21 protein-coding genes are annotated in these 21,038 nt (G+C 61.3%); 7 read left to right on the top strand and 14 right to left on the bottom strand.

Annotation, left to right across the window (positions count from 1 at the left end):
• Window positions 1–77: 77 nt before the first annotated feature.
• From AC07YV_RS28185 to AC07YV_RS28145, 9 genes are all read right to left on the bottom strand, one after another.
• On the bottom strand, window positions 78–842 hold the full coding sequence (locus AC07YV_RS28185; protein WP_102702566.1) for an ABC transporter ATP-binding protein: 765 nt from the start codon (window positions 840–842) through the stop codon (window positions 78–80).
• Window positions 843–855: 13 nt separating this feature from the next.
• The gene (locus tag AC07YV_RS28180) at window positions 856–1,974 is read right to left on the bottom strand and encodes a succinylglutamate desuccinylase/aspartoacylase family protein (RefSeq protein ID WP_102702565.1); all 1,119 of its coding nucleotides are present in this window, start codon (window positions 1,972–1,974) and stop codon (window positions 856–858) included.
• 26 nt (window positions 1,975–2,000) lie between these two features.
• A complete protein-coding gene (locus tag AC07YV_RS28175; RefSeq protein WP_102702564.1) occupies window positions 2,001–2,711 on the bottom strand; it encodes an ABC transporter permease in 711 nt (236 codons plus the stop codon).
• Window positions 2,708–3,436, bottom strand: a complete 729-nt coding sequence (locus AC07YV_RS28170; RefSeq protein WP_095943917.1) for an ABC transporter permease — start codon at window positions 3,434–3,436, stop codon at window positions 2,708–2,710. The genes AC07YV_RS28175 and AC07YV_RS28170 overlap by 4 nt, the downstream gene beginning before the upstream one ends.
• 56 nt (window positions 3,437–3,492) lie before the next feature.
• Entirely contained in the window at window positions 3,493–4,275 is a 783-nt protein-coding gene (locus AC07YV_RS28165; RefSeq protein ID WP_008052144.1) for a transporter substrate-binding domain-containing protein, read from the bottom strand.
• A gap of 225 nt (window positions 4,276–4,500) precedes the next feature.
• Window positions 4,501–6,171 carry an ATP-dependent DNA ligase gene (locus tag AC07YV_RS28160; protein WP_102702563.1) on the bottom strand — a complete coding sequence of 557 codons (1,671 nt, stop codon included), beginning with the start codon at window positions 6,169–6,171 and terminating at the stop codon, window positions 4,501–4,503.
• Window positions 6,168–7,202: a ligase-associated DNA damage response exonuclease gene (locus AC07YV_RS28155; RefSeq protein ID WP_102702562.1), complete on the bottom strand. Its 1,035-nt coding sequence runs from the start codon at window positions 7,200–7,202 to the stop codon at window positions 6,168–6,170. Before AC07YV_RS28155 ends, AC07YV_RS28160 begins: the two co-directional genes overlap by 4 nt.
• 202 nt (window positions 7,203–7,404) lie before the next feature.
• Window positions 7,405–9,855: a penicillin acylase family protein gene (locus AC07YV_RS28150; protein WP_102702561.1), complete on the bottom strand. Its 2,451-nt coding sequence runs from the start codon at window positions 9,853–9,855 to the stop codon at window positions 7,405–7,407.
• A gap of 87 nt (window positions 9,856–9,942) precedes the next feature.
• Window positions 9,943–10,203 (bottom strand): hypothetical protein, encoded by a 261-nt coding sequence (locus tag AC07YV_RS28145; protein ID WP_494990382.1) that lies wholly within the window; start codon window positions 10,201–10,203, stop codon window positions 9,943–9,945.
• On the opposite strand from AC07YV_RS28145, the gene AC07YV_RS28140 reads away from it, so the two are divergent.
• A complete protein-coding gene (locus AC07YV_RS28140) occupies window positions 10,105–10,638 on the top strand; it encodes a cysteine hydrolase family protein (protein ID WP_494990381.1) in 534 nt (177 codons plus the stop codon). The two genes, AC07YV_RS28145 and AC07YV_RS28140, sit on opposite strands and share 99 nt — an antisense overlap.
• A gap of 210 nt (window positions 10,639–10,848) precedes the next feature.
• Here AC07YV_RS28140 and AC07YV_RS28135 read toward each other — a convergent pair whose 3' ends face one another.
• The 4 genes from AC07YV_RS28135 to AC07YV_RS28120 all read right to left on the bottom strand — a co-directional run bounded on the left by AC07YV_RS28135 (window position 10,849) and on the right by AC07YV_RS28120 (window position 12,618).
• Entirely contained in the window at window positions 10,849–11,061 is a 213-nt protein-coding gene (locus AC07YV_RS28135; RefSeq protein WP_102702558.1) for an SEC-C metal-binding domain-containing protein, read from the bottom strand.
• Complete coding sequence (locus AC07YV_RS28130; RefSeq protein WP_102702557.1) at window positions 11,058–11,552, bottom strand: LEA/WHy family protein; 495 nt, start codon at window positions 11,550–11,552, stop codon at window positions 11,058–11,060. Before AC07YV_RS28130 ends, AC07YV_RS28135 begins: the two co-directional genes overlap by 4 nt.
• An 87-nt stretch (window positions 11,553–11,639) precedes the next feature.
• Complete coding sequence (locus tag AC07YV_RS28125) at window positions 11,640–12,116, bottom strand: YchJ family protein (protein WP_102702556.1); 477 nt, start codon at window positions 12,114–12,116, stop codon at window positions 11,640–11,642.
• A 4-nt stretch (window positions 12,117–12,120) separates the two neighbouring features.
• On the bottom strand, window positions 12,121–12,618 hold the full coding sequence (locus AC07YV_RS28120) for a DUF6231 family protein (protein ID WP_007971634.1): 498 nt from the start codon (window positions 12,616–12,618) through the stop codon (window positions 12,121–12,123).
• Window positions 12,619–12,807: 189 nt separating this feature from the next.
• On the opposite strand from AC07YV_RS28120, the gene AC07YV_RS28115 reads away from it, so the two are divergent.
• The 4 genes from AC07YV_RS28115 to AC07YV_RS28100 all read left to right on the top strand — a co-directional run bounded on the left by AC07YV_RS28115 (window position 12,808) and on the right by AC07YV_RS28100 (window position 15,474).
• Entirely contained in the window at window positions 12,808–13,497 is a 690-nt protein-coding gene (locus AC07YV_RS28115) for a PA1041 family peptidoglycan-binding anchor lipoprotein (protein WP_102702555.1), read from the top strand.
• Window positions 13,498–13,588: 91 nt separating this feature from the next.
• Window positions 13,589–14,296: a PA1041 family peptidoglycan-binding anchor lipoprotein gene (locus tag AC07YV_RS28110; RefSeq protein ID WP_102702554.1), complete on the top strand. Its 708-nt coding sequence runs from the start codon at window positions 13,589–13,591 to the stop codon at window positions 14,294–14,296.
• A gap of 148 nt (window positions 14,297–14,444) precedes the next feature.
• A complete protein-coding gene (locus AC07YV_RS28105; protein ID WP_102702553.1) occupies window positions 14,445–14,723 on the top strand; it encodes a DUF1145 domain-containing protein in 279 nt (92 codons plus the stop codon).
• The gene (locus tag AC07YV_RS28100; protein WP_102702552.1) at window positions 14,716–15,474 is read left to right on the top strand and encodes a collagen-like triple helix repeat-containing protein; all 759 of its coding nucleotides are present in this window, start codon (window positions 14,716–14,718) and stop codon (window positions 15,472–15,474) included. The genes AC07YV_RS28105 and AC07YV_RS28100 overlap by 8 nt, the downstream gene beginning before the upstream one ends.
• Window positions 15,475–15,661: 187 nt before the next feature.
• Here AC07YV_RS28100 and AC07YV_RS28095 read toward each other — a convergent pair whose 3' ends face one another.
• On the bottom strand, window positions 15,662–16,126 hold the full coding sequence (locus AC07YV_RS28095) for a CopD family protein (RefSeq protein ID WP_102702551.1): 465 nt from the start codon (window positions 16,124–16,126) through the stop codon (window positions 15,662–15,664).
• A gap of 99 nt (window positions 16,127–16,225) precedes the next feature.
• Here AC07YV_RS28095 and dinG point away from each other — a divergent pair, with 99 nt between their 5' ends.
• Window positions 16,226–18,370 carry an ATP-dependent DNA helicase DinG gene (gene dinG / locus AC07YV_RS28090; protein ID WP_102702550.1) on the top strand — a complete coding sequence of 715 codons (2,145 nt, stop codon included), beginning with the start codon at window positions 16,226–16,228 and terminating at the stop codon, window positions 18,368–18,370.
• Window positions 18,371–18,466: 96 nt separating this feature from the next.
• Complete coding sequence (locus AC07YV_RS28085; RefSeq protein ID WP_102702549.1) at window positions 18,467–20,968, top strand: beta-galactosidase; 2,502 nt, start codon at window positions 18,467–18,469, stop codon at window positions 20,966–20,968.
• Window positions 20,969–21,038: the final 70 nt, after the last annotated feature.

Raw genomic sequence — 21,038 nt, 5'->3', positions numbered from 1 at the left:
GTGTGTCAGTGGCATTCATGCCGCCTGACACACCGCTTTCGCGAGCAAGCCCGCTCCCACAGGTTTTTCTGTAGACGTTACTTCAGGTTGCCACTGAGGAACTGTTTCAACCGCTCGCTTTTCGGGCTGCCCAGCACGTCTTCCGGCGCGCCTTCTTCCTCCACCAGGCCCTGGTGCAGAAACAGCACCTGGCTCGACACTTTACGGGCAAAGCTCATTTCGTGGGTCACCATGATCATGGTCCGGCCCTCTTCGGCCAGGCCCTGGATCACCTTGAGCACTTCGCCCACCAGTTCCGGGTCCAGCGCCGAGGTCGGTTCGTCGAACAGCATGACTTCCGGTTCCATCGCCAGTGCGCGCGCAATCGCGACCCTTTGTTGCTGGCCGCCGGACAGGAATGCCGGGTACTGGTCCGCCACACGGGAGGCCAGTCCCACCTTGTCGAGGTAGCGTCGGGCGCGGTCCTCGGCTTCCTTCCTGTCGCAGCCCAGCACCCGGCGCGGCGCCATGGTGATGTTTTCCAGCACCGTCATGTGGCTCCACAGGTTGAAGTGCTGGAACACCATGGCCAGGCGGGTGCGAATCCGCTGCAGTTCATTGGCATCGGCCACGTGCATGCCGTGACGATCCTTGATCATGCGGATGTTCTGCCCGTCGAGGCTCATGGCGCCGTCGTTGGGTTGTTCCAGGAAGTTGATGCAACGCAGAAAGGTACTTTTACCCGAGCCACTGGCGCCGATCAGGCTGATGACGTCGCCGGTACTGGCCTTGAGCGAAACACCTTTGAGGACTTCATGGTCGCCATAGCTTTTATGCAGGCCTTCGATGGTCAATTTGTACATGGGGCGTGCATCCTCAAGGCGAAAGTAGATAGCCGCTGCGATAGGCTTCGGTGCCCGCGACGTGGGCGATCACCATGCCGGCAGTGGCCATGCGGCGCAGCGAACGGGCGTACATCAGCCCGGCGGCGGTGCAGTGAACGGGAGTGACGCGATCGTTGATCGGATCAATGACCTCGGCGATCAGTTGCCCGGCTTCCAGGTATTGCCCCGGCAGCGCGGTGAATACCAGCAGCCCGCCGGCAGGTGTGGCTACCGGTTCTACACCGGCCAGCGGTGTCGCCGGATAGGGCAGGTCGGGCAGGGGCGCGGATTCACCGGCGATCGCGCCGTAATGGATCAGGTAATCGATCAGTGCCTGGCAATCGCGGCTCGCCAGCGGATGATTGACGTCGCCCTGGCCGCGCAATTCGACAGTTACCGAAAAACTGCCCGGCGGAATGTCGAAGTGTTCGCCGAAGCGCTCTTTCAACTGCCACCACAACAGGGTGAAGCATTCATCGAACGACTGGCCGCCAGAGTCCGTCGCCAGCAGACTGGCTTCGGCGCCGATGTAACGGGCCAGCGGCTCGACCTGCGGCCAGGCATCCGGGGTGGTGTACAGGTGCGCGACCGCTTCGAAGTCGCAATGCAGGTCGAGCACCATGTCGGCGTCGCAGGCCAGTCGTTGCAGGGTCAGGCGCTGGGATTGCAATTGGGTGTCGGCAGTCTGCCGGGCCAGTGCCTCGCGCAGGCTGCTGCGGATCAGTTGCTGGTTGTGCTGCGCATCGTCACCGAGCTTGCCCTCGATCGCGTTGCCGACTTCTTCACTGAGGTCGACGAACCAGCGGTTGAAGTTCTGGCCGCTTTCCAGCTCGTAGCGGCCCAGCGGCACATCCATCACCACCTGTTCCAGGCCTACCGGGTTGGCGATGGGCACGAGCACGATTTCGCTGCGCAGGCGACCGGCGGCTTCCAGCTCTGCCAGGCGTTGCTTGAGGTGCCAGGCCACCAGCATGCCGGGCATTTCGTCGGCGTGCAGGGAGGCCTGGATGTAGATCTTGCCGTTGGCCGGTTGTGGGCCGAAGTGAAAACTGTGGATCTGTCGTGCGGTCCCCGGCAGCGGGGCCAGCAGGTCATGTTTCTGGTGGCGCATCTGTTGTTCCTGAAGCAGGTTGAGACCTAGTGGGTCGGCCCGAGGAAGGCCAGCCATCGGCGTTCGGCAAGGCGGAACAGGCCGACCAGCGCAAAAGTGACGGTCAGGTAGATCAGCGCGGCGATGCCGAAGGACTGGAAGGTCAGGAATGTCGCCGAGTTGGCGTCCCGCGCGACTTTCAGGATGTCCGGGATGGTCGCGGTGAAGGCCACGGTGGTCGAGTGCAGCATCAGAATCACTTCGTTGCTGTAGTACGGCAACGAGCGACGCAGGGCTGACGGCATGATCACGTAGGCATACAGCTTCCAGCCAGTCAGGCCGTAAGCCTTGGCCGCTTCCACTTCACCGTGGGCCATGCTGCGGATTGCCCCGGCGAAAATCTCCGTGGTGTAGGCGCAGGTGTTCAGGGCGAAGGCCAGGATCGTGCAGTTCATCGCATCGCGAAAGAATGCGTCCAGTACTGGCTGGGCCCGAATGGCGGCCAGGCTGTAGATCCCCGTGTAACAGATCAGCAACTGGATATAGAGCGGCGTGCCACGGAACAGGTAGGTATAGAACTGCACCGGCCAACGGATGTAGAAATGCGGCGATACACGGGCGATGGACAGCGGGATCGACACGATAAAACCGATGAAGATCGAAGCGCTGAGCAGCCACATCGTCATGGCCAGGCCGGTGATGTTGTTGCCGTCGCTATAGAGGAAGGGTTTCCAGTATTCCTGCAGAAGTTCGATCATCGTACGGCCTCCCGGGTACCGGCGGAGTAACGACGCTCAAGCCAGCGCAGGATGAAGTTGGACGCGCTGGTGATCACCAGGTAGATCAATGCGGCAAGCACCAGGAAGTAAAACAGCTGATAGGTGCTCTTGCCGGCGTCCTGGGCGGCCTTGACCAGGTCGGCGAGGCCGATGATCGACACCAGGGCGGTGGCCTTGAGCATCACCATCCAGTTGTTGCCGATACCCGGCAGGGCATAACGCATCATCTGCGGGAACACCACGATCCAGAAACGCTGGCCGCGCTTGAGGCCATAGGCGGTGGCCGCTTCGACCTGACCCCGCGGGACGGCGAGGATCGCGCCACGGAAGGTTTCGGTGAAATACGCACCGTAGATGAAGCCGAGGGTAATGACCCCGGCACTGAACGGGTTGATCTCGATGTATTCCCATTCCATGTAATCGGTCAGGGAGGTCAGCCAGGTTTGCAGGCTGTAGAAGATCAACAGCATCAGGACCAGGTCCGGAACGCCGCGAATGAGGGTGGTGTAGAGCTGGGCAGGCACGCGCATCAGTTTGACTTTTGACAGCTTGGCACTGGCGCCGAGCAGCCCGAGCAACACGGCCACCAATAGCGACAACGCCGACAACTTGATCGTCATCCAGGTGCCTTGCATCAGCAGCGGACCGAAGCCCTTGAGGCTGAAGGCAGAGAGCCCCAGATTTTCTAATAGGTTTTCGAACATAAATCAGCAACCTGATCGGATGAAAAAAGCGCCCATCGCAAGATGGGCGCCGGGCATTATTTGCCGCTGTACAGATTCAGATCGCCAAAGTGTTTCTTCTGAATGGTGGCGTAGGTGCCATCATCGTGTAACGCTTTGATACCTTTATCCAAAAGTGCTTTCAGCTCGGTGTTACCTTTCTTAATGCCGATGGCTGTCTTGGATGGCAGCAAAGCGTTGTCGACCGGCTTGCTGACATCGTAGTCGGCGCCCTGTGGCGACTTCAGGAAGCCCAGTTCGGCTTGCAACATGTCCTGGATCCCTGCATCGAGACGACCGGAAGTCAAATCGGCGTAGACCTGGTCCTGGTTGGCGTAGGCCTGGGTTTTCACGCCGGCCTTGTCCAGAACGGCTTTGGCATAGGCTTCCTGGATGGTGCCTTGTTCGTAGCCGACGGTCTTGCCCTTGAGCGAGGCGACGTCTTCAGTCACGCCAGAACCTTTCTTGGACACGTAGGCGGTTGGGCCGGAGAACAGCTCGCTGGAGAAGTCGATGACTTTTTCACGGGCTTCGGTAACGGTCATCGACGAGATCACACCGTCGAATTTGTTGGCTTTGAGGCCAGGGATCATGCCATCGAAGTCACTTTCGACCCACTTGCACTTGACCTTCAGTTCGGCGCAGATCGCGTTCCCCAGATCGATGTCGAAGCCTACCAGGCTGCCATCGGCCGCTTTCGACTCGAACGGTGCGTAGGAAGGGTCAACGCCGAAACGCAGTTCTTTATATTCTTTCGCCATGGCGGAGCCAGCAGCCATGCACAATGCCAGTGCAGAAAGGGTCAGCAATGCTTTTTTCATTATTCAATCCCTAAAACCAATATGAGCGCTCGTGGCGCAGAATTATTGTTACTGGAAAGCGTAAGACCTGTTGAAAGTAGCAATTTCCGAACCAGAGTGCCGAACAAGCGTTTTAAAAGGTGTCTGGAAATAACCGGAGACAGATTTATGCACGAAAACGGGCGCAGGGAAATGGCCGCACCAGTTCGACTCAAAAAGAAAAATATTTGAGGAGGGATTGAGGGGTTAGCTGAGCAGATTTTGCAGGGTCGTCAAACTGTCGGCTTCGTCGACCGACTTATCCTTGCGCCAGCGCAACATACGCGGAAAGCGCACGGCAATGCCGCTCTTGTGACGACGAGAGAGGGCGATTCCCTCGAAGCCCAATTCAAACACCAGGCTTGGCTGGACGCTGCTCACGGGGCCGAATTTTTCCACTGTGGTCTTGCGCACGATGCTGTCGACCTGGCGGATTTCGTCATCGCTGAGCCCTGAGTAAGCTTTGGCAAACGGCACCAGGGTGCGTTCACTGGCCTCTGGCGGGCCGTCCCAGACGGCGAACGTATAATCGCTGTAGAGGCTGGCCCGGCGCCCTTGCCCCCGCTGCGCATAGATCAGCACGGCATCAACGCTGAACGGGTCGACTTTCCATTTCCACCACACGCCCATGTCCCTGGTCCGGCCGACGCCATACCGGGCATCGCGCGCCTTGAGCATCAGGCCCTCGACACCGAGGGCGCGGGATGTATCGCGCTGGCGGGCGAGGTCGATCCAGGTGTCGCCGGTCAACAATGGCGATAGGCGTAACCGCGGATTGGCGCAGTCACCGGCCACCCGTTCCAGTTGTGCGCGACGCTCGGACTGACTCCGGTTGCGCCAGTCTTCTCCCTGCCACTCGAGCAAGTCGAAAGCGAGCAGCACCACCGGCACTTCATCGAGGATTTTCCGGTCCAGGGCCTTGCGACCGATTCGTTGTTGCAGGAGGGCGAAAGGTTGCACGGCGGGTTCAAAAGCCTTTTCGACGCCGGTTGGCGCAGACTTCCAGGCGACGATCTCGCCGTCGATCACTGTCCCGTCGGGAAGGTTCAGAATCAAACTGTCCAGTTCAGGGAAGCGTTCGGATACCAACTCTTCCCCCCGCGACCAGATCCACAGTCGCCCACTGCGCTTGATCACCTGGGCGCGGATGCCATCCCATTTCCATTCCGCCTGCCAGTGCCGGGCAGGACCGAGCAGCGCTTCGAATTGTTCCACGGGCGACGACAAGGCATGGGCGAGGAAAAACGGGTAGGGCTGGCCGCCACGCTGGGCATGTTCATCCGGGGATTCGGCGGCGATCAGTTTCAGGTAGCTGGCGGCGCTGGGGCGGTGGGCCTGATCGGTGTAACCCACCAGCCGCTGCGCCACGCGTTTGCTGTCGAGACGGGCCATGGCTGCCAGGGCGCGGGTGACCAGTAATTTGGACACCCCGACGCGAAAGCTGCCGGTGATCAGTTTGATGCAGACCATCAGGCTCACCCGGTCCAGTTGCGCCCACAGCGCCGGTAACCTTTGCGCGAGGGATTGCGGTGTTTCGCCGCGCAGTGGCAGCAGTTTGTCCTCGACCCAGGTGGCCAACCCGTCGGTTGAACGGTGCGGGGCTTGCGGCAAGACCAGCGAAATGGTTTCCGCGAGATCACCGACGGCCTGGTAACTCTCTTCGAACAGCCATGGCGGCAAACCGGAAAACGCCACCGCCAGTTCGCGCAGTACCCGCACGGGTACTAATTGTCGGGGACGTCCTCCCGACAGAAAGTACACCGCCCATGCGGCATCTTCCGGTGTGGCCTGGGCGAAGTAGTCTTGCATCACCGCCAGTTTGGCGTTGTTCGATGTCGAGGCGTCGAGCCTGGCGTACAGTTCAGCGAATGCCTTCATGGCAGCACCGCGGCAAGTTCGGTATCGGCGTGGGCAGGGTCTTCTTCGTCTTCACCGTATCGGGTATCGAACGCCATGGCATCAAGCCCCTGCTCGCGCAGATAACGTACCAGTGCGCCGCTCGATCCATGGGTCACCATGACCCGTTCGGCACCGGTCTGTTCGATGGCCCACAGCAAACCTGGCCAGTCGGCGTGGTCGGACAGGACGAAACCTCGGTCTACACCGAGCCGCCGACGTGTTCCGCGCAAACGCATCCAGCCACTGGCGAAACCGTCGCTGTAATCGACGAAGCGACGCATCCAGCTGCTGTTCGCCGCCGAAGGCGGTGCGAGCACCAACGCCTTGCGCATCATCGGGTCGCTCTTTTTGATGTCGGCGGCATCAATCGTGGGCGGCAAATGAACCCCCGCTTCGCGGTAGATCCGGTTAATGGGTTCCACGGCGCCATGCACGAGAATGGGGCCCAGTCGCGCGTCGATGCCATGGAGAATGCGCTGGGCCTTGCCGAGGGAATAACAGAACAGCACGCTGGTTTTTTCGACCGCCGCGTTGGCTTGCCACCATTGATTGATCTCGGCAAACACTTGCACCTGGGGTTGCCAGCGGTAGATCGGCAGGCCAAAGGTCGACTCGGTGATGAAGGTGTCGCAGCGTACGGGTTCAAACGCTGCACAAGTGCCGTCGGGCTCGGTCTTGTAGTCCCCGGAGGCCACCCAGACTTCTCCACCGTATTCCAGTCGTACCTGCGCCGAGCCGAGTACGTGACCGGCAGGATGAAAACTGAGGAACACGCCTTGATGCAGCAGGCGTTCGCCATAGCGCAGGGTTTGCAGATTGATGTCCTGGCCCAGTCGCACGCGCAGAATGCCCTCGCCGGGCGCCGCCGCCAGGTAGTGCTGATTGCCGGTGCGGGCATGGTCGCCGTGGGCGTGGGTGATCACGGCGCGCTCGACCGGTCGCCACGGATCGATATAGAAATCGCCGGCGGGGCAGTACAAACCTTCGGGACGCGAGATAACAAGGTCCATGGCGTTGCCAGAGTGGAGAGACTTGTTAGCTATGAGGTTGGCGCGGGGCGAGAAGTTCTATCGGGCTTATGGGCGGATGAAATACGAGTGTGGGAGCGGGCTTGCTCCGGGCGGCGTTCCGACGAAAGCGATTGAACATTCAACAATTACTTTGAATGTCAGTCCGCTTTCGCGAGCAAGCCCGCTCCCACAGGGATCAGCATTACTTGCCGGGTGTCAGCGTCAGTCGATTCTTGCCATAGGCGTTGTCGAAGTTCTGCGGCTGCATCGGCAGGCTCATGTACTGGCCCTTGAGCCAGGGTTCGATGCTGTTGAGGTAGTTCGCACTGGCCGGGTTGCCGGACTGACCGGTGCCGTTCTGCGCCATCAGCGGTTCGGACTGGCCGAAGTCGACGATAAAACGCATCGCGGGCGCCAGCGTGGTGTTGAAGTCCTGGCCCCAGGCGAAGGCGGCGGTGTTGAGTGTGGTGTGATCGCCACCGGCCGGTAGCGGGCCGCGTACCGTCTGGCCGCTGCTGTTCTTCCATTCATAGCGGTGCAGTTTGCCCCACTGCCAGGCCTTGTGATCGCCGCCCAACTGGCTGTCGCCGGCGCTGATCGCAGCGGCGAGGCTGCGGGCGAGGATGGCCGGTTTGTCTTCTTTCTGCGCGCTGCGCACGTCATCCCAGAACGGGCTGTCCTCACGCCCCAGCAAGTGATCGGCCTGGGCCGCGTAGGACAACTTGCCATCGGCGACAAAGGCCCTCCATGCCGGGCTGCTTTCCGGGCCCAGTTCATCGAGGAAGATCTGCCGGGTGCTTTCCTGCAGGAACAGTTCGTAGATAGCCGCATCGGTGGAGGTCGGGCTGAGCTTGCCATCGAACGCCATCAAGCGGCTGTAGGCTTCGTGTGCCTTGGCGCGATCGGCCACCGGCAAGGCGTCGATGGCTTGTTTGAGTGGCTGGGCCATGCCCGGCGCTTCGAACATTTTCTTCAGCTTGGCCGCGAAGGTCGTGGTCTGGTCGTACTGCATGGCGATCAGGCTGCGGCTGTCGTGTTTGCCTGCGCCGGCGAGTTCGGCCAGACGCTCGCCGCGCTCCGGAGCGGCCCAGGAATTGGACAGCTGCATGCCGTAGCCATGGGGAATGACCCGCTGGTTGGCGGTGCCGAGCCAGCCTTGGGCCGGGTCCTGGTCGTACGGATGCAACATCGGGTCGGCATAACCGTCCCAGTCGTAGCGACCTTCCCAACCCGGCGAGGGCAGCAGGCCTTCGCCTTCGCGGCGGTTCGGGTAGCGGCCAGTGACCTGCCAGCCGATGTGGCTGGCGTCGGCAAACACCAGGTTCAGTGCGATGGCGCGGATTTCGCGGCTGGCATCCGACGCTCTCTCGGCGCTCTGGGCGCGGGACAGGTCGAAGAACGCGTCCAGGGTCTTGTCGTCGGTGAAGTTCGGCATCTGCAAGGCCAGGCCGAAACCATTGGCCAGCAAGGTGCCCTGGGCGCTGTTGAGCAGCGGGCCATGGCGGGTTTCGTACACCGCTTCGCGAATCGGCCGCTGGCCTTTGACGAAATAGGTTTCGTTGCGCACGATCGCCGGCTGCCACTTCCCGGCGTTTTCATAGGTAAGCCCGTTGCCCTGGCGCTTGATCTTCTCCAGGAACAGGTCCTGGTTGTCGCCCATCACGGACGCCATGCTCCACGCCACTTTACCGTTGAACCCACCGAGCACCATCGGCAGGCCCGCGATGGTCACGCCGGACGCCTGATACTTCGGTGCGCGAATCTGCACGTAACTGAACAATGAAGGCACGCCCAGCGGGCCATGACTGTCACTGGCCAACAGGCTCTTGCCGCTGCGGCTGCGTTGCGCGGCGATGGCCCAGTTGTTCGACGAGGTGGCGCCGAGCAGGTTGAGGTCCGACAGTTGTCCCGTGGCTTTGCTGAGTTCGGCCAGGCCCGGTACTTGCCCGTTGAGCTTGAGGCCTTGGAGTTTTTCGCTCTCGGCGACCGGCAGTTTTTCATCGGGGGCGGACGGCGTCAGCCACGCCAGTTTGTCGGTGGTGACGGTCTGGGCCAGTACCAGCGAGGAAATCTCTTCCGGCAGGTTGGTCGACTGGCTGAAGTTCAACAGGCAGAAAATCAGCGCCGAATCTTCCGGTTGCCAGTATTCAGGCCGGTAGCCGGTGGCCGCGAGGTCCGCCGGCAGTTTGTCGCGGTAGCGGAACAGGTAGGCATTGACGCCCCGGGCATAGACTTCGAAGAAACGCTTGAGGCGCGGCGAAGAGGCCTTGTACAACTCGCCGGCACTTTTCTTCAGGTTGACCGCCCGCATGTAACGGTCGGCATCCAGCAGGTCCGCGCCGTGCATCTCGGCCAATCGGCCCTGGGCCAGCAGGCGCAGGGTGACCATCTGCGTGATGCGGTCGCTGGCATGCACGTAACCGAGGGTGAACAGCGCGTCGTGGAAGCTGTTGCTTTCGATCAGCGGCATGCCCATGGCATTGCGACGCACCGAAACGTTCTGCGCCAGGCCCTTGAGCGGTTGCACGCCGGAGGTTGGCGGGAGGGTGTCCTGGGCGTTGAAGTTCTGACAACCGGTCAGGCTCAAGACGCCCGCCACTGCTGCGGCAACGCCGAACCGGGGTAAAAAATGAGTAAGGGCTGGCGAGGCCATGGCAAAGCTCCTGCGGGGGTGTTGGCGCAATAAAGGCGCTACGTTAGTGAGCAGGCGATGGCCGCGCAAGCGGGGTAAGAGGTTATTTCAGGATTTTTCAAAGGTCGGCGTATCTCCGTAGGAGCTGCCGAAGGCTGCGATCTTTTGACTTTCAAGGGTGGCTTGCCAGCCGTAACCGGCAATGTTGAAGTGCGACACGGTCAACAATCCTGGAGAAAAATCGGCATGGAGCTCAAGGCAAACGCGGCACTGATCATCATCGATCAACAAAAAGGCATCCTTCACCCCAGGCTTGGCCGCAGGAATAATCCTCAGGCCGAAGAGCGCATGCTGGAAATGCTCGGTCATTGGCGGCGCACCGCTCGGCCGGTGATCCATGTGCAGCACCTGTCCCGCTCGCAGGACTCGGTGTTCTGGCCGCAGCAGTCGGGCGTGGAGTTTCAGGAGCGGTTCGCGCCAATGGCCGGTGAACGCTTGATCCAGAAGCAGGTGCCGGATGCGTTCTGTGCAACGGAGCTGGAGACGCAGTTGCGCGAGGCGGGGATCGGGCAGTTGATCATCGTGGGTGTCGCGACCCACAACTCGGTGGAGTCCACGGCGCGCACCGCGGGCAACCTGGGGTTTGATACCTGGGTGGTCGAGGATGCGTGCTTTACCTTCGACAAGGCTGATTTTTTCGGCCATGCCCATAGCGCCGAAGAGGTGCATGCGATGTCGCTGGGGAATCTGCACGGCGAGTATGCGACGGTGGTCAGCAGTGTGCAGATCCTGTCGGCCGACTAAGTATCTGTCTAATCACTGTGGGAGCGAGCTTGCTCGCGATGGCGTCAGGTCTGTCGACCTCTATGTTGAATGTGATACTGCAATCGCGAGCAAGCTCGCTCCCACATGGGACCTGCATTCGCAGGACCGTTGTCTGGCGTAGATCGAGTGTGGGAGCGAGCCTGCTCGCGATGGCGATTCAACAGGCGAAGCAAGTCTTCGCCCGAAGCATCAAGCGCCGTGGCACTTCTTGAATTTCTTGCCGTTGCCGCATGGGCACGGATCGTTGCGGCCGACGTCTTTCAGGGCATTGCGCACCGGTTCCTGGTGGGCGTGGCCGCAGTTCGGACCGTGGACATGGCCGTGGTCGTGATCATGGTGCTGATGGCCATGATCGTGATCGTGGTTGCAGTCAGGGCCGTGGACATGGGGTTGCTGGGTCATCGGTGTTGCTCCGGAATTAAATCGGCGGCGATTATCACGCCATTGCGCGCCAGGTGCACGTAGTGGGCGATGAATATACCGGTTTCCAGTTCACCTTCCAGACGATAGGGAATGGGTTGGTCGGATTTTTTCAGCAGTTTGGCCAGATCACGGACCTTGGACCACAGGTTGGTGCGGATCGGTACCTTGAAGTAGGCACTGTGCCTGGGGCTGATGGTGAACCAGTGTTCGTACTCGCCGTCGGCCAGCAGTATGTCACCCAGGTGAATGCGGTACTCCAGGCTGCGCACCGTCAGGTCGCTGTCGTTGGGGTTGTCGATGCGAAAGTGCAGGAGAAATTTCTGCTCCAGCAGTTTGGTGCTGACCGCCTCGACCTTCACCAGATGGACCTCGGGGTCCGGCAAGTCGTCGTCGAACCACGACGCACAGCCGCCGAGTCCCAGTGTCAGGAACAAGGTGAGCAGACAGAGTGCGCCGCGGCGGATGATCATCGTGGTGTTTCTCCCTTGAGTTCCAGTCTAGACCCAAAGGATCGCAGCCTTCGACAGCTCCTGCGTGGTGGACAGTCATTCCATGGACTAGCTGCCGAAGTAACCCGCACAGCATTTCTTGAACTTCTGTCCGCTGGCACACGGGCAGGGGTCATTGCGCCCGAGTTTGAGTGGCACGGTCGGGTCGATGAAATACCAGCGCCCGGTGTTCTGTACGAACGATGAGCGCTCTCGATGGCTGTGCTCGCCACTGCTGTCGTGCCACCGCGCGGTGAAAGTCACGAAAGCGTGTTCAGGCTGGCCACCCAGCACTTCGGAGCTTTCCACCTCAAGGCCCAGCCATGTACTTTGCGCGCTCCAGTCACTGATCGATTGACGGTCCAGGCCGGCCTGTTGGGCGGGCAGGGTGGTGGCCACCAGATAGTCGACCAACCCCAGCACGTAGGCGCAGTAGCGCGAACGCATCAAGGCTTCGGCGCACGGCGCCGGGTGTCCGGCATGGTAGTGACCGCAGCAGGCGTCAAGCAGGGTGCCGCTGCCGCAAGGGCAAATGGATGTACTCATTGCATTACCACCAGTATTTCCCGAAGTTTTCCGGATTGGCCCAGAAGCGCGAATTGAGCCAGTCAGGGACTTGTTTGTATTCAAGCAGATCGTAGGTAAACAGGGTCAAGACCTGTTCGTCCCGTTGAAAGCGTTCGCTGGCTTGCAGGGCCAGGGAGAAAAAGTCCGTTTCCTGCCAGCCACAAGCCGGCAGATCCGCCAGCACGGCAATGCGGCTGGCGTTGAGGTTGCGGATGCCGCCCAACAGGTTGAGGCCGTCACGCTTGGGCAAATGCTCCAGGCAATCGACCACCAGGGCCAGGTCGAATCGGCGGGCCGCCAATTCGTCGGGCAATGGGCCAGGGGCCGCGAAAGCAACGCAGCTGTCCGGGTGCGCGAGTTTGAATGCTTCCAGTGCCGGGAATTCGCTGGCGCCGATCAACAACAGGCGCGCGGGGGCATATCGGTCAAGTAAAGCGGCCAGTGCCTGCTGCGGCGTGCGTGAAGAAATACCTGCAATCATCGAAGATCCTCAATCAGATCTGCCAAGACTAGCCTGCCCGGACGTTCGGGCCTAGAGCGGCTTGGCGACAAATGCGCCAAGCTGCCGTTATTGCCTGAATAAACAGCATGGCCCATTGCTGGCGGAGTTTAATACTCGGGTCTTTACTACCTGAATCGGTTCTAAGCCGATCCTTCAGGAGAAAACTAGATGAGCATAGTTCGGACAGCATTACCCTTGGTTCTGCTAACCAGTGTGTTGACTGGTTGCGCAGGTTTGCAGAAAACCGACTGGCCGACCTGTGCGGCGGTTGGTGGTGTCGTGGGTGCGGGCCTCGGTGCGACCGAAAGCTCGGCATGGGCAGGGTATGGTGCTCTGCTCGTCGGCGGTACGGCAGCGGCTTATTGCTGGGTGCACGGTGATGGCGATGAAGACGGCGACGGTGTGCCGGATAGTCGCGACAAGTGCCCGGGCACGCCTAAAGGCGTTCAGGTCGATGCCAACGGTTGCCCACCACCAGCGCCTGTGGTCGAAGAGGTGGTTGTGGTCAAGGAAGAAACCATCGTCATCCGCGATGTTCACTTCCAGTTTGATAAAGCCACGCTTACCTCGTCCGATAAGCAGGTCCTCGACAAGATTGCCACTCGCCTGAAAGCTGAAGCCCCAACTGCTCAACTGACTGTAACCGGTCATACCGACAGCGTGGGCAGCGACGCCTACAACCAGAAACTGTCGGATAAACGCGCCCACTCGGTGGTTGAATACCTCATCGAGCAAGGCGTACCTCGCAGCAACTTCGTGTCGGTGGTCGGTGCCGGTGAAAGCCAGCCGGTTGCGGACAACAAAACCGCTGACGGTCGCGCACAGAACCGTCGTACGGAAATCAAAATCCAGCGTTGACTCCCCCTCGCATCCGCGCCTTGTGCAGTCGCGGATGCGGGTCTTTACTCCTGTGTAACCGGTATGGGCCGGTGACACAGGAGCTTTCAATATGATCGTTCTCACAAGGACCGTCTTGCCGGTTCTGCTACTTGGCAGCCTCTTGACCGGCTGCGCGACCCACAGCGATGGCACTGCCCCCCTCAATCAACGCACCTGGCCAATCTGCAGCCTCATCGGCGGCCTGGTCGGCGGTGGCCTGGGCGCAATCGAGAGTGGCGCCTGGGCCGCGGGTGGGGCGGCGCTGGGTATCTTGTCCGGCGGCTTGATCTGCTACGCCCAGGATGGCGACGAAGACGGCGACGGCGTTTTCGACCGGCGCGACCGTTGCGCTGATACTCCCGCCAATACCGCGGTCGACCATCGCGGTTGCCCGGTGCCGCAGTACCCGGACAGGGTCCAGACCGAGCCTGCGCAAACCGAAGTCATTACGCTGAGCGATCTGCTGTTTGTCTTCAATCAATCCGACCTGACCCCGACGGCCAAGAGTCAACTGGATGCGTTGATGAGCCAGTTCCTGGATGCCGATGTGGTCAGCATCAAGGTGGTCGGCCATACCGACAGCGTCGGTTCGGATGCCTATAACCAGGCCTTGTCGGAGCGACGCGCCAGCAGCGTGGCGGAATACCTGATCAGCCAGGGTGTGGCGCCGAACAAAGTCACCAGCGAAGGCAGGGGCGAAAGTCAGCCGATTGCCGACAATGAAACGGACGAAGGTCGTGCGAAAAACCGTCGCGTGGAACTGCATATAAACCGCTGAGCCAAGAGATAGAGCCGTCGAGCGACAGTTGTGAGCGCTGCGACGGCCGTTCGGCGGCCTTCATGAAGATTTTTCCGTTGCCCTCTGGCTTATCCCGCGCGGAAGCCGTTACTGTGCGCCCAAACAATAATTCTCATCGGGGGAGCGTATGAAGGTCTTATGGGGGCTGGGGCGGTTATTGACCCTGCTGTTCTGGTTGGTGGTGCTGGTCAATCAGCTCACGCCATTTGTCTTTCCGCTGCACCTGTTGGTCAATCTGGCCGGCTGCCTGTTGGGGTTCATCCATCTTCTTGAAGCACTGTTGTGCTATCGCAGCCTGCGAGGTCGCGCCCATCCCTGGCTTGACCGCCTGAGGATCGTCATTTTCGGTGTATTCCACCTGCAAACCATTCCAGCCCCCAGCGCTTCGAAGGCTTCCCATGCGTAAATTCTGTCTGCTCGCCGCACTCATCAGTCCATTGGCCAGCGCACAGGTGGTGAGTGTCGAACCCAACTCGCTGATGCGCTTGCCCAACACCGCCAGCACCCTGCAACTGGAACGCCTGGAAGTGGCCGATTACGGCACCTTGCTGATTCCTTCCAACGTCACCGAAGTCACCGTGGGTGAGTTGCATCTGGGACGTGAAGCGCGTATCGCCATTGTGCCGGGAGAGCAGGCGCTGGCGCTGAAGGTCCGTCGCGCTGATTTGTCCGAAGGCAGTCAGATCACCGCGCGTGGCGCGCCCGGGACTTACCAGAAGGCCGCCCGCTCCGGGCGCAATCTTGATTTGCAGATCAAGACACTGAATGCGCCGCAATTATTGGTGGACGCACGAGGCGGCGCAGGCGCACCGGGATTTGTCGGCCTGGATGGCGCCAACGGTGAGGACCCTGGCTGCACCTGGGGCCAGGCCGGTCGCGGTGCCGATGGCAGTGATGGCAGCAATGGTCAACCAGGCGCGCCGGGTGCGTTGGTCAAGCTGGCAGTGCCGCACGACTTTCCGGCAGACCGGATCAAGGTGCAGGTGGCTGGCGGTGCCGGTGGCCTGGCCGGCCCGGGCGGCAAGCCGGGTGCTGGCGGCAAGGCCAAGGGCTGCCTGGTCTACAAGGCCGATGGCGGCAAGAGCGGCAAACCTGGCGCCGACGGGCAGCCGGGGACTGAAGGTGCGGCGGGTTCGGTGACTGTGCAGCGGTTGTAAGAAACGCCGAGAACCCGTGGCGAGGGAGCTTGTCTGTGGCGAGGGGGCTTGCCCCCGTTCGGCGGCGAAGCCGTCGCAAACCGGGCACCGCATACCTTCAGGGACGTTGCGGATACTGAATCAGGGTCGCTTCGCGACCCAGCGGGAGCAAGCTCCCTCGCCACAACAGCAACTCCAGCCACAGGTTTCAAAACATCGGCCGAGCCGCCGCAATCGCCACCACAGCCAACCCCACCAACAGATTGATCCCCACCAACCGGCGAATCCGCCCCAGCACACCGGCACCCGCCGGCCAATCCTGTTCGGCCACGGCGGTGCGCAGCTCCGGCAGCATCAGCGCCTGAATGCGGATAAACAGCGCGGTCATCACCACATACAGGCCCATCATCACTTGCACATAGCGCGGAGCGGCTTCAAAGCCGTTGAAGTGCATATGCAGCATGCCCACGCCGCTGACCGGCAACAGCACCACCGCCACCCAGACCCAGCGGAAAAAACCTTGAAACACTTCTACCCACAACTTCAGCCGGGCAGGGCCTTCAAGTGCCGTGATCGCGGCGGGGCGCAGGACCATCCAGGCGAAAAACATGCCGCCGACCCAGACCAGGGCCGCCAGTACATGCAGGCTATATATGAGGCTAAAAGGTGTCATTCGGGTACTCCGTTCTGCGCAGGATTCATTAGCGGGGTATGATAGCCGTCGATCCGAACCACTGAAAATTTATCCAGCGTTTTTTGCGCCCGACAATCCATGATCAGCACCGAACTCAAAACCACGATCCAGGGCGCCTACTCGCGTTTTCTCGAAGCCAAGAGCCTCAAGCCGCGCTACGGCCAACGCCTGATGATCGCCGAAATCGCCAAGGTCCTGGGTGACATCGACACCGACGACGAAGGCCGGCGCAGTGGCGACCCCGCGATTGTCGCGGTGGAAGCCGGCACCGGTACCGGCAAGACCGTGGCCTACAGCCTGGCGGCGATTCCCACGGCCAAGGCCGCCGGCAAGCGCCTGGTGATCGCCACGGCCACCGTGGCCCTGCAGGAGCAGATCGTCTACAAGGACTTGCCCGACCTGATGCGCAACAGCGGGTTGAACTTCAGCTTCGCCCTGGCCAAGGGGCGCGGGCGCTACATGTGCCTGTCCAAACTCGACATGTTGCTCCAGGAAGGCCACGCGCAGACTGCCACTGCGCAACTGTTCGAAGAAGAAGGCTTCAAGATCGAGGTCGACGAGGCTAGCCAGAAGCTGTTCACCAGCATGATCGAGAAGCTCGCCGGCAATAAGTGGGACGGTGACCGCGACAGTTGGTCCACCGCCCTGGAAGACGCCGACTGGGCGCGCCTGACCACCGATCACAGCCAGTGCACCAACCGTCATTGCCCGAACTTCGGCCAGTGCGCTTTCTACAAGGCCCGCGAAGGCATGGGCAAGGTCGACGTGATCGTCACCAACCACGACATGGTCCTGGCTGACCTGGCCCTGGGCGGCGGCGCCGTACTGCCGGACCCGCGCGACACCATCTACGTGTTCGACGAAGGCCATCACCTGCCGGACAAGGCCATCGGCCACTTCGCCCATTACACGCGCCTGCGCTCCACCGCCGACTGGCTGGAAACCACCGCCAAGAACCTCACCAAATTGCTGGCCCAGCACCCGTTGCCGGGCGACCTGGGCAAGTTGATCGAGCAGGTGCCGGAGCTGGCGCGGGAGATCAAGACCCAGCAGCAGTTCATGTTCACCGCGTGCGAGCAGATTGCCGACTTCAAACCCGGCGAAGACGTCGAAGGCCGCGAGCGCCCGCGTCACCGATTCGTCGGCGGGGTGATTCCCGAGCACATGCGTGAAATGGGCATCGAACTGAAGAAAGGCTTCGCACGGCTGACCGACTTGTTCACCCGCCTGACCGACCTGCTCAAGGAAGGCATGGACGGCGAGGTCAACATTGGCATCGCCAGCAACCAGGCTGAAGAGTGGTACCCGCTGTTCGGCAGCCTGTTGTCGCGCTCTTCCGGCAACTGGGAGCTGTGGACCGCCTTCACCGTCGAAGACCCGGAAGACAACCCGCCCATGGCCCGCTGGCTGACCCTGGCCGAAAGCGGATCGCTGTTCGACATCGAGGTCAACGCCAGTCCCATCCTCGCGGCGGAAATGCTTCGCCGTAATCTGTGGAACGTGGCGTATGGCTGCCTGGTGACGTCGGCGACCTTGACCGCCCTCGGTACCTTCGACCGCTTCCGCATGCGCGCCGGCCTGCCGAAAAAAGCCGTGACAGCGGTGGTGCCAAGCCCCTTCCATCATGCCGACGCCGGTGTGCTGCGGGTGCCGAACCTGAACGCCGATCCTCGTGATGCAGCGGCACATACCGCCGCGATCATTCGTGATCTGCCGGAACTGGTCGAGGGCTCGCGGGGCACGCTGGTGCTGTTTTCCTCGCGCAAACAGATGCAGGACGTGTTCGATGGCCTGGACCGCGACTGGCGCAAGCAAGTGTTCATTCAGGGCAACCTGTCGAAGCAGGAAACCCTGAACAAGCACAAGGCACGAGTCGATGGCGGGGATTCCAGCGTGCTGTTCGGCCTGGCCAGCTTCGCCGAAGGGGTCGACTTGCCCGGTGCCTATTGCGAGCACGTGGTCATTGCCAAGATTCCATTCTCGGTACCCGATGATCCCGTCGAAGCGGCGCTGGCGGAATGGATCGAAGCCCGTGGCGGCAATCCGTTCATGGAAATCTCCGTACCGGACGCCTCGCTGAAACTGGTCCAGGCCTGCGGTCGCTTGCTGCGCACCGAAGAAGACCGCGGCACCATCACCTTGCTCGACCGGCGCCTGGTGACCCAGCGCTATGGCAAAGCCATCCTCAACGCGTTGCCGCCGTTCCGTCGAGAAATTTCCTGAAGCACCGGTGGGCAGTTTTGCCCGCCGCGTTGTCTATCTCTCTGCCATCGCTTTTTCACTGGCCCATTGAAGGTCGTATGGGAGAATGTCGTTCTCATGATTTGCCGTTCGTTGCCTGCCGTATTTGCCCTGTTGTTCGCAACACCGCTGTTGGCCGCACCTGCCAGCCAGCAGACGCTGTTCAACTTTGTGCGCCCCGCCGACGTGGTCCAGGTGGCGACACAGGACGCCAGCCTGCCGCAATCCAACGCCGAGCAAACCCCTGAAGGCGAAGTGCTGCGCCGGGTGACCTTCAACCCGGTCGCCCGACCGACGTTGCGCCTGACCCCGCAAACCGGTGCCTGGGACTGGTCGCAATCGGGCGTCATGAGCCTGCGGATCCAGAGCGCGATGAACTGGGCCTTGACCTTGTACGTGACCATCCAGAGCAACGACGGCAAGACCCTGGTCAGCCGCGTCGATCTGCCGGCCGGGCCTGCGCAAACCCTGTTGGTGCCGCTGCAAGCGACATCGCCGCTGAGCCAGGGCATGAAGGCCGGACCGCCGATGCCGATGACCGTTGAGGGCCAGCGTGTGTTGCTGGCCAACAGCGCCGGTGAGCTGGATCGCAGCCAGGTGGTGTCCGTGACGTTGTCGATGGACCAGCCCAAAGCCGCGCAAAGCATCCTGCTGGAGCGCTTTGGTGTGCAGGATGGCGAGTCGGTCAGCCAAGCCGTGTATGGCGGCTTGGTGGATGCGTATGGCCAGTCGACCCGGGCCAAATGGCCGGAAAAAGTCAGCAGCGACGAGCAGCTGAAAAGCGCCGCCGCCAAGGAACAGCAACAACTGAAAACCTGGCTGGCTGAGCGTCAGAAGGCTTCGCTGGACAAATTCGGTGGATTGACCAACGGCCCGTCATTCAAGGCCAGTGGCTTTTTTCGCACCGAGAAGCGCAACGGTCGCTGGTATCTGGTGACGCCTGAAGGCCACCCGTTCTATTCCCTTGGGGTCAATACCGTGGCCCCTGATGTCAACCAGACCTATGTGGCCGGTCGCGAGTGGATGTTCGACTCCCTGCCCAAGGCTGACGAGGCGCTGGCCAGCCACTACGGCGAAGGCAACAACCGTGGCGGCAATGGTGCCGATCAAGGGCGCGGCTACAATGCCGGGCGCTGGTACGACTTCTACGGTGCCAACCTGCAACGCCTGTATGGCGATCCTTGCGCGTTGGGCAGCGAAACCAAAGCGGGCGTCGCCGCGGCGGCCAAGGCGGATGCGGTTGAAGCGACAGCGACCAAGGCTGCGGAGCAACCCGTCGCTCCTGCAACCGCCGAGTCTGGCGTCGCCGAAGCCGCCAAGACTGAAGCGACGCTGGCAACAGCGGCAGAGCCAACATCGGTCGAACCGTGCAAAGCGTTGTTCGACGAGCAACGCTGGGCCAGTCACACCCTTGATCGCCTGCAGGCCTGGGGCTTCAACACCATCGGCAACTGGAGCGCCCCGGTACTGGGCAACGCCGATCGCGTGCCATACACCTTGCCGCTGTCGATCGTCGGCGACTACGCCAGCATCAGCACCGGTACCGACTGGTGGGGCGGCATGCCCGACCCGTTCGACCCGCGTTTTGCCATGGCCACCGAGCGTGCAGTGGCGATTGCTGCCCGCGACCATCGTGACGATCCGTGGCTGATCGGTTACTACGCCGACAACGAACTGGCCTGGGCCGGTCCCGGGGATGATCCGAAAGCCCGATATGCCCTGGCCTACGGCACCTTGAAAATGACCACCGATGTGCCGGCCAAACGTGCATTCCTCAAGCAACTGCGTGACAAGTACCGCAATCAGGCGGGCCTGTCGAAAGCCTGGGGCATTGATCTGCCCGCCTGGGAGTTGATGGAGGATCCGGGATTCGTGCCACCGCTCCCGAGCGCCGAGCACCCGGAAATCGAAGCCGACTTCAAATACTTCCAGAAGGTCTTTGCCGACACTTACTTCAAGACCCTCTCCGACTCTCTGAAGTGGCACGCGCCAAACCAGCTGCTGCTCGGTGGCCGTTTCGCCATCAGCACGCCGGAAGCCGTGGAGTCCTGCGCCCAGTATTGCGACGTGCTGAGTTTCAACATGTACACCCTGCAACCCCAGGACGGTTACGACTTCGCCAAGTTGCGCAGTCTCGACAAACCGGTGCTGATCAGCGAGTTCAATTTCGGTTCGGCTGATCGTGGGCCGTTCTGGGGCGGCGTCACGCCGTTGGCGAAAGAGGAAGACCGAGGTGCGGCATATGCCAACTTCCTCAAGCAGGCAATGAGCGAGCCGTCGATTGTCGGCGTGCATTGGTTCCAGTACCTCGATCAACCGGTCACCGGTCGCCTGCTTGACGGTGAAAACGGTCACTTCGGGTTGGTGGGCATCACGGATCTGCCGTTCCAGGGCTTTGTCGACAGCGTGCGCAAGAGCAACCTGGCGACGGTCGAACAATTGGGCAAAGAGGCCGGGAAGGATGCGGCCGCCGTCGACAAAGCCAGCCACGACGCCGAGGGTGGTCGCAAGGCCGAGGCTGGCAAGGGGCCGGGGAAGGGCGCCGAACATGCAGGTGGGCATTCGGGGAAGGGCCATTAATCTCTGACACTTGAAAAAGATCGCAGCCTGCGGCAGCTCCTACAGGGGGTACGCCTTGCCACTGTAGGAG

This window comes from Pseudomonas sp. GW456-E7 (assembly GCF_059424105.1).
This window is presented reverse-complemented; position numbering and strand designations above follow the sequence as displayed.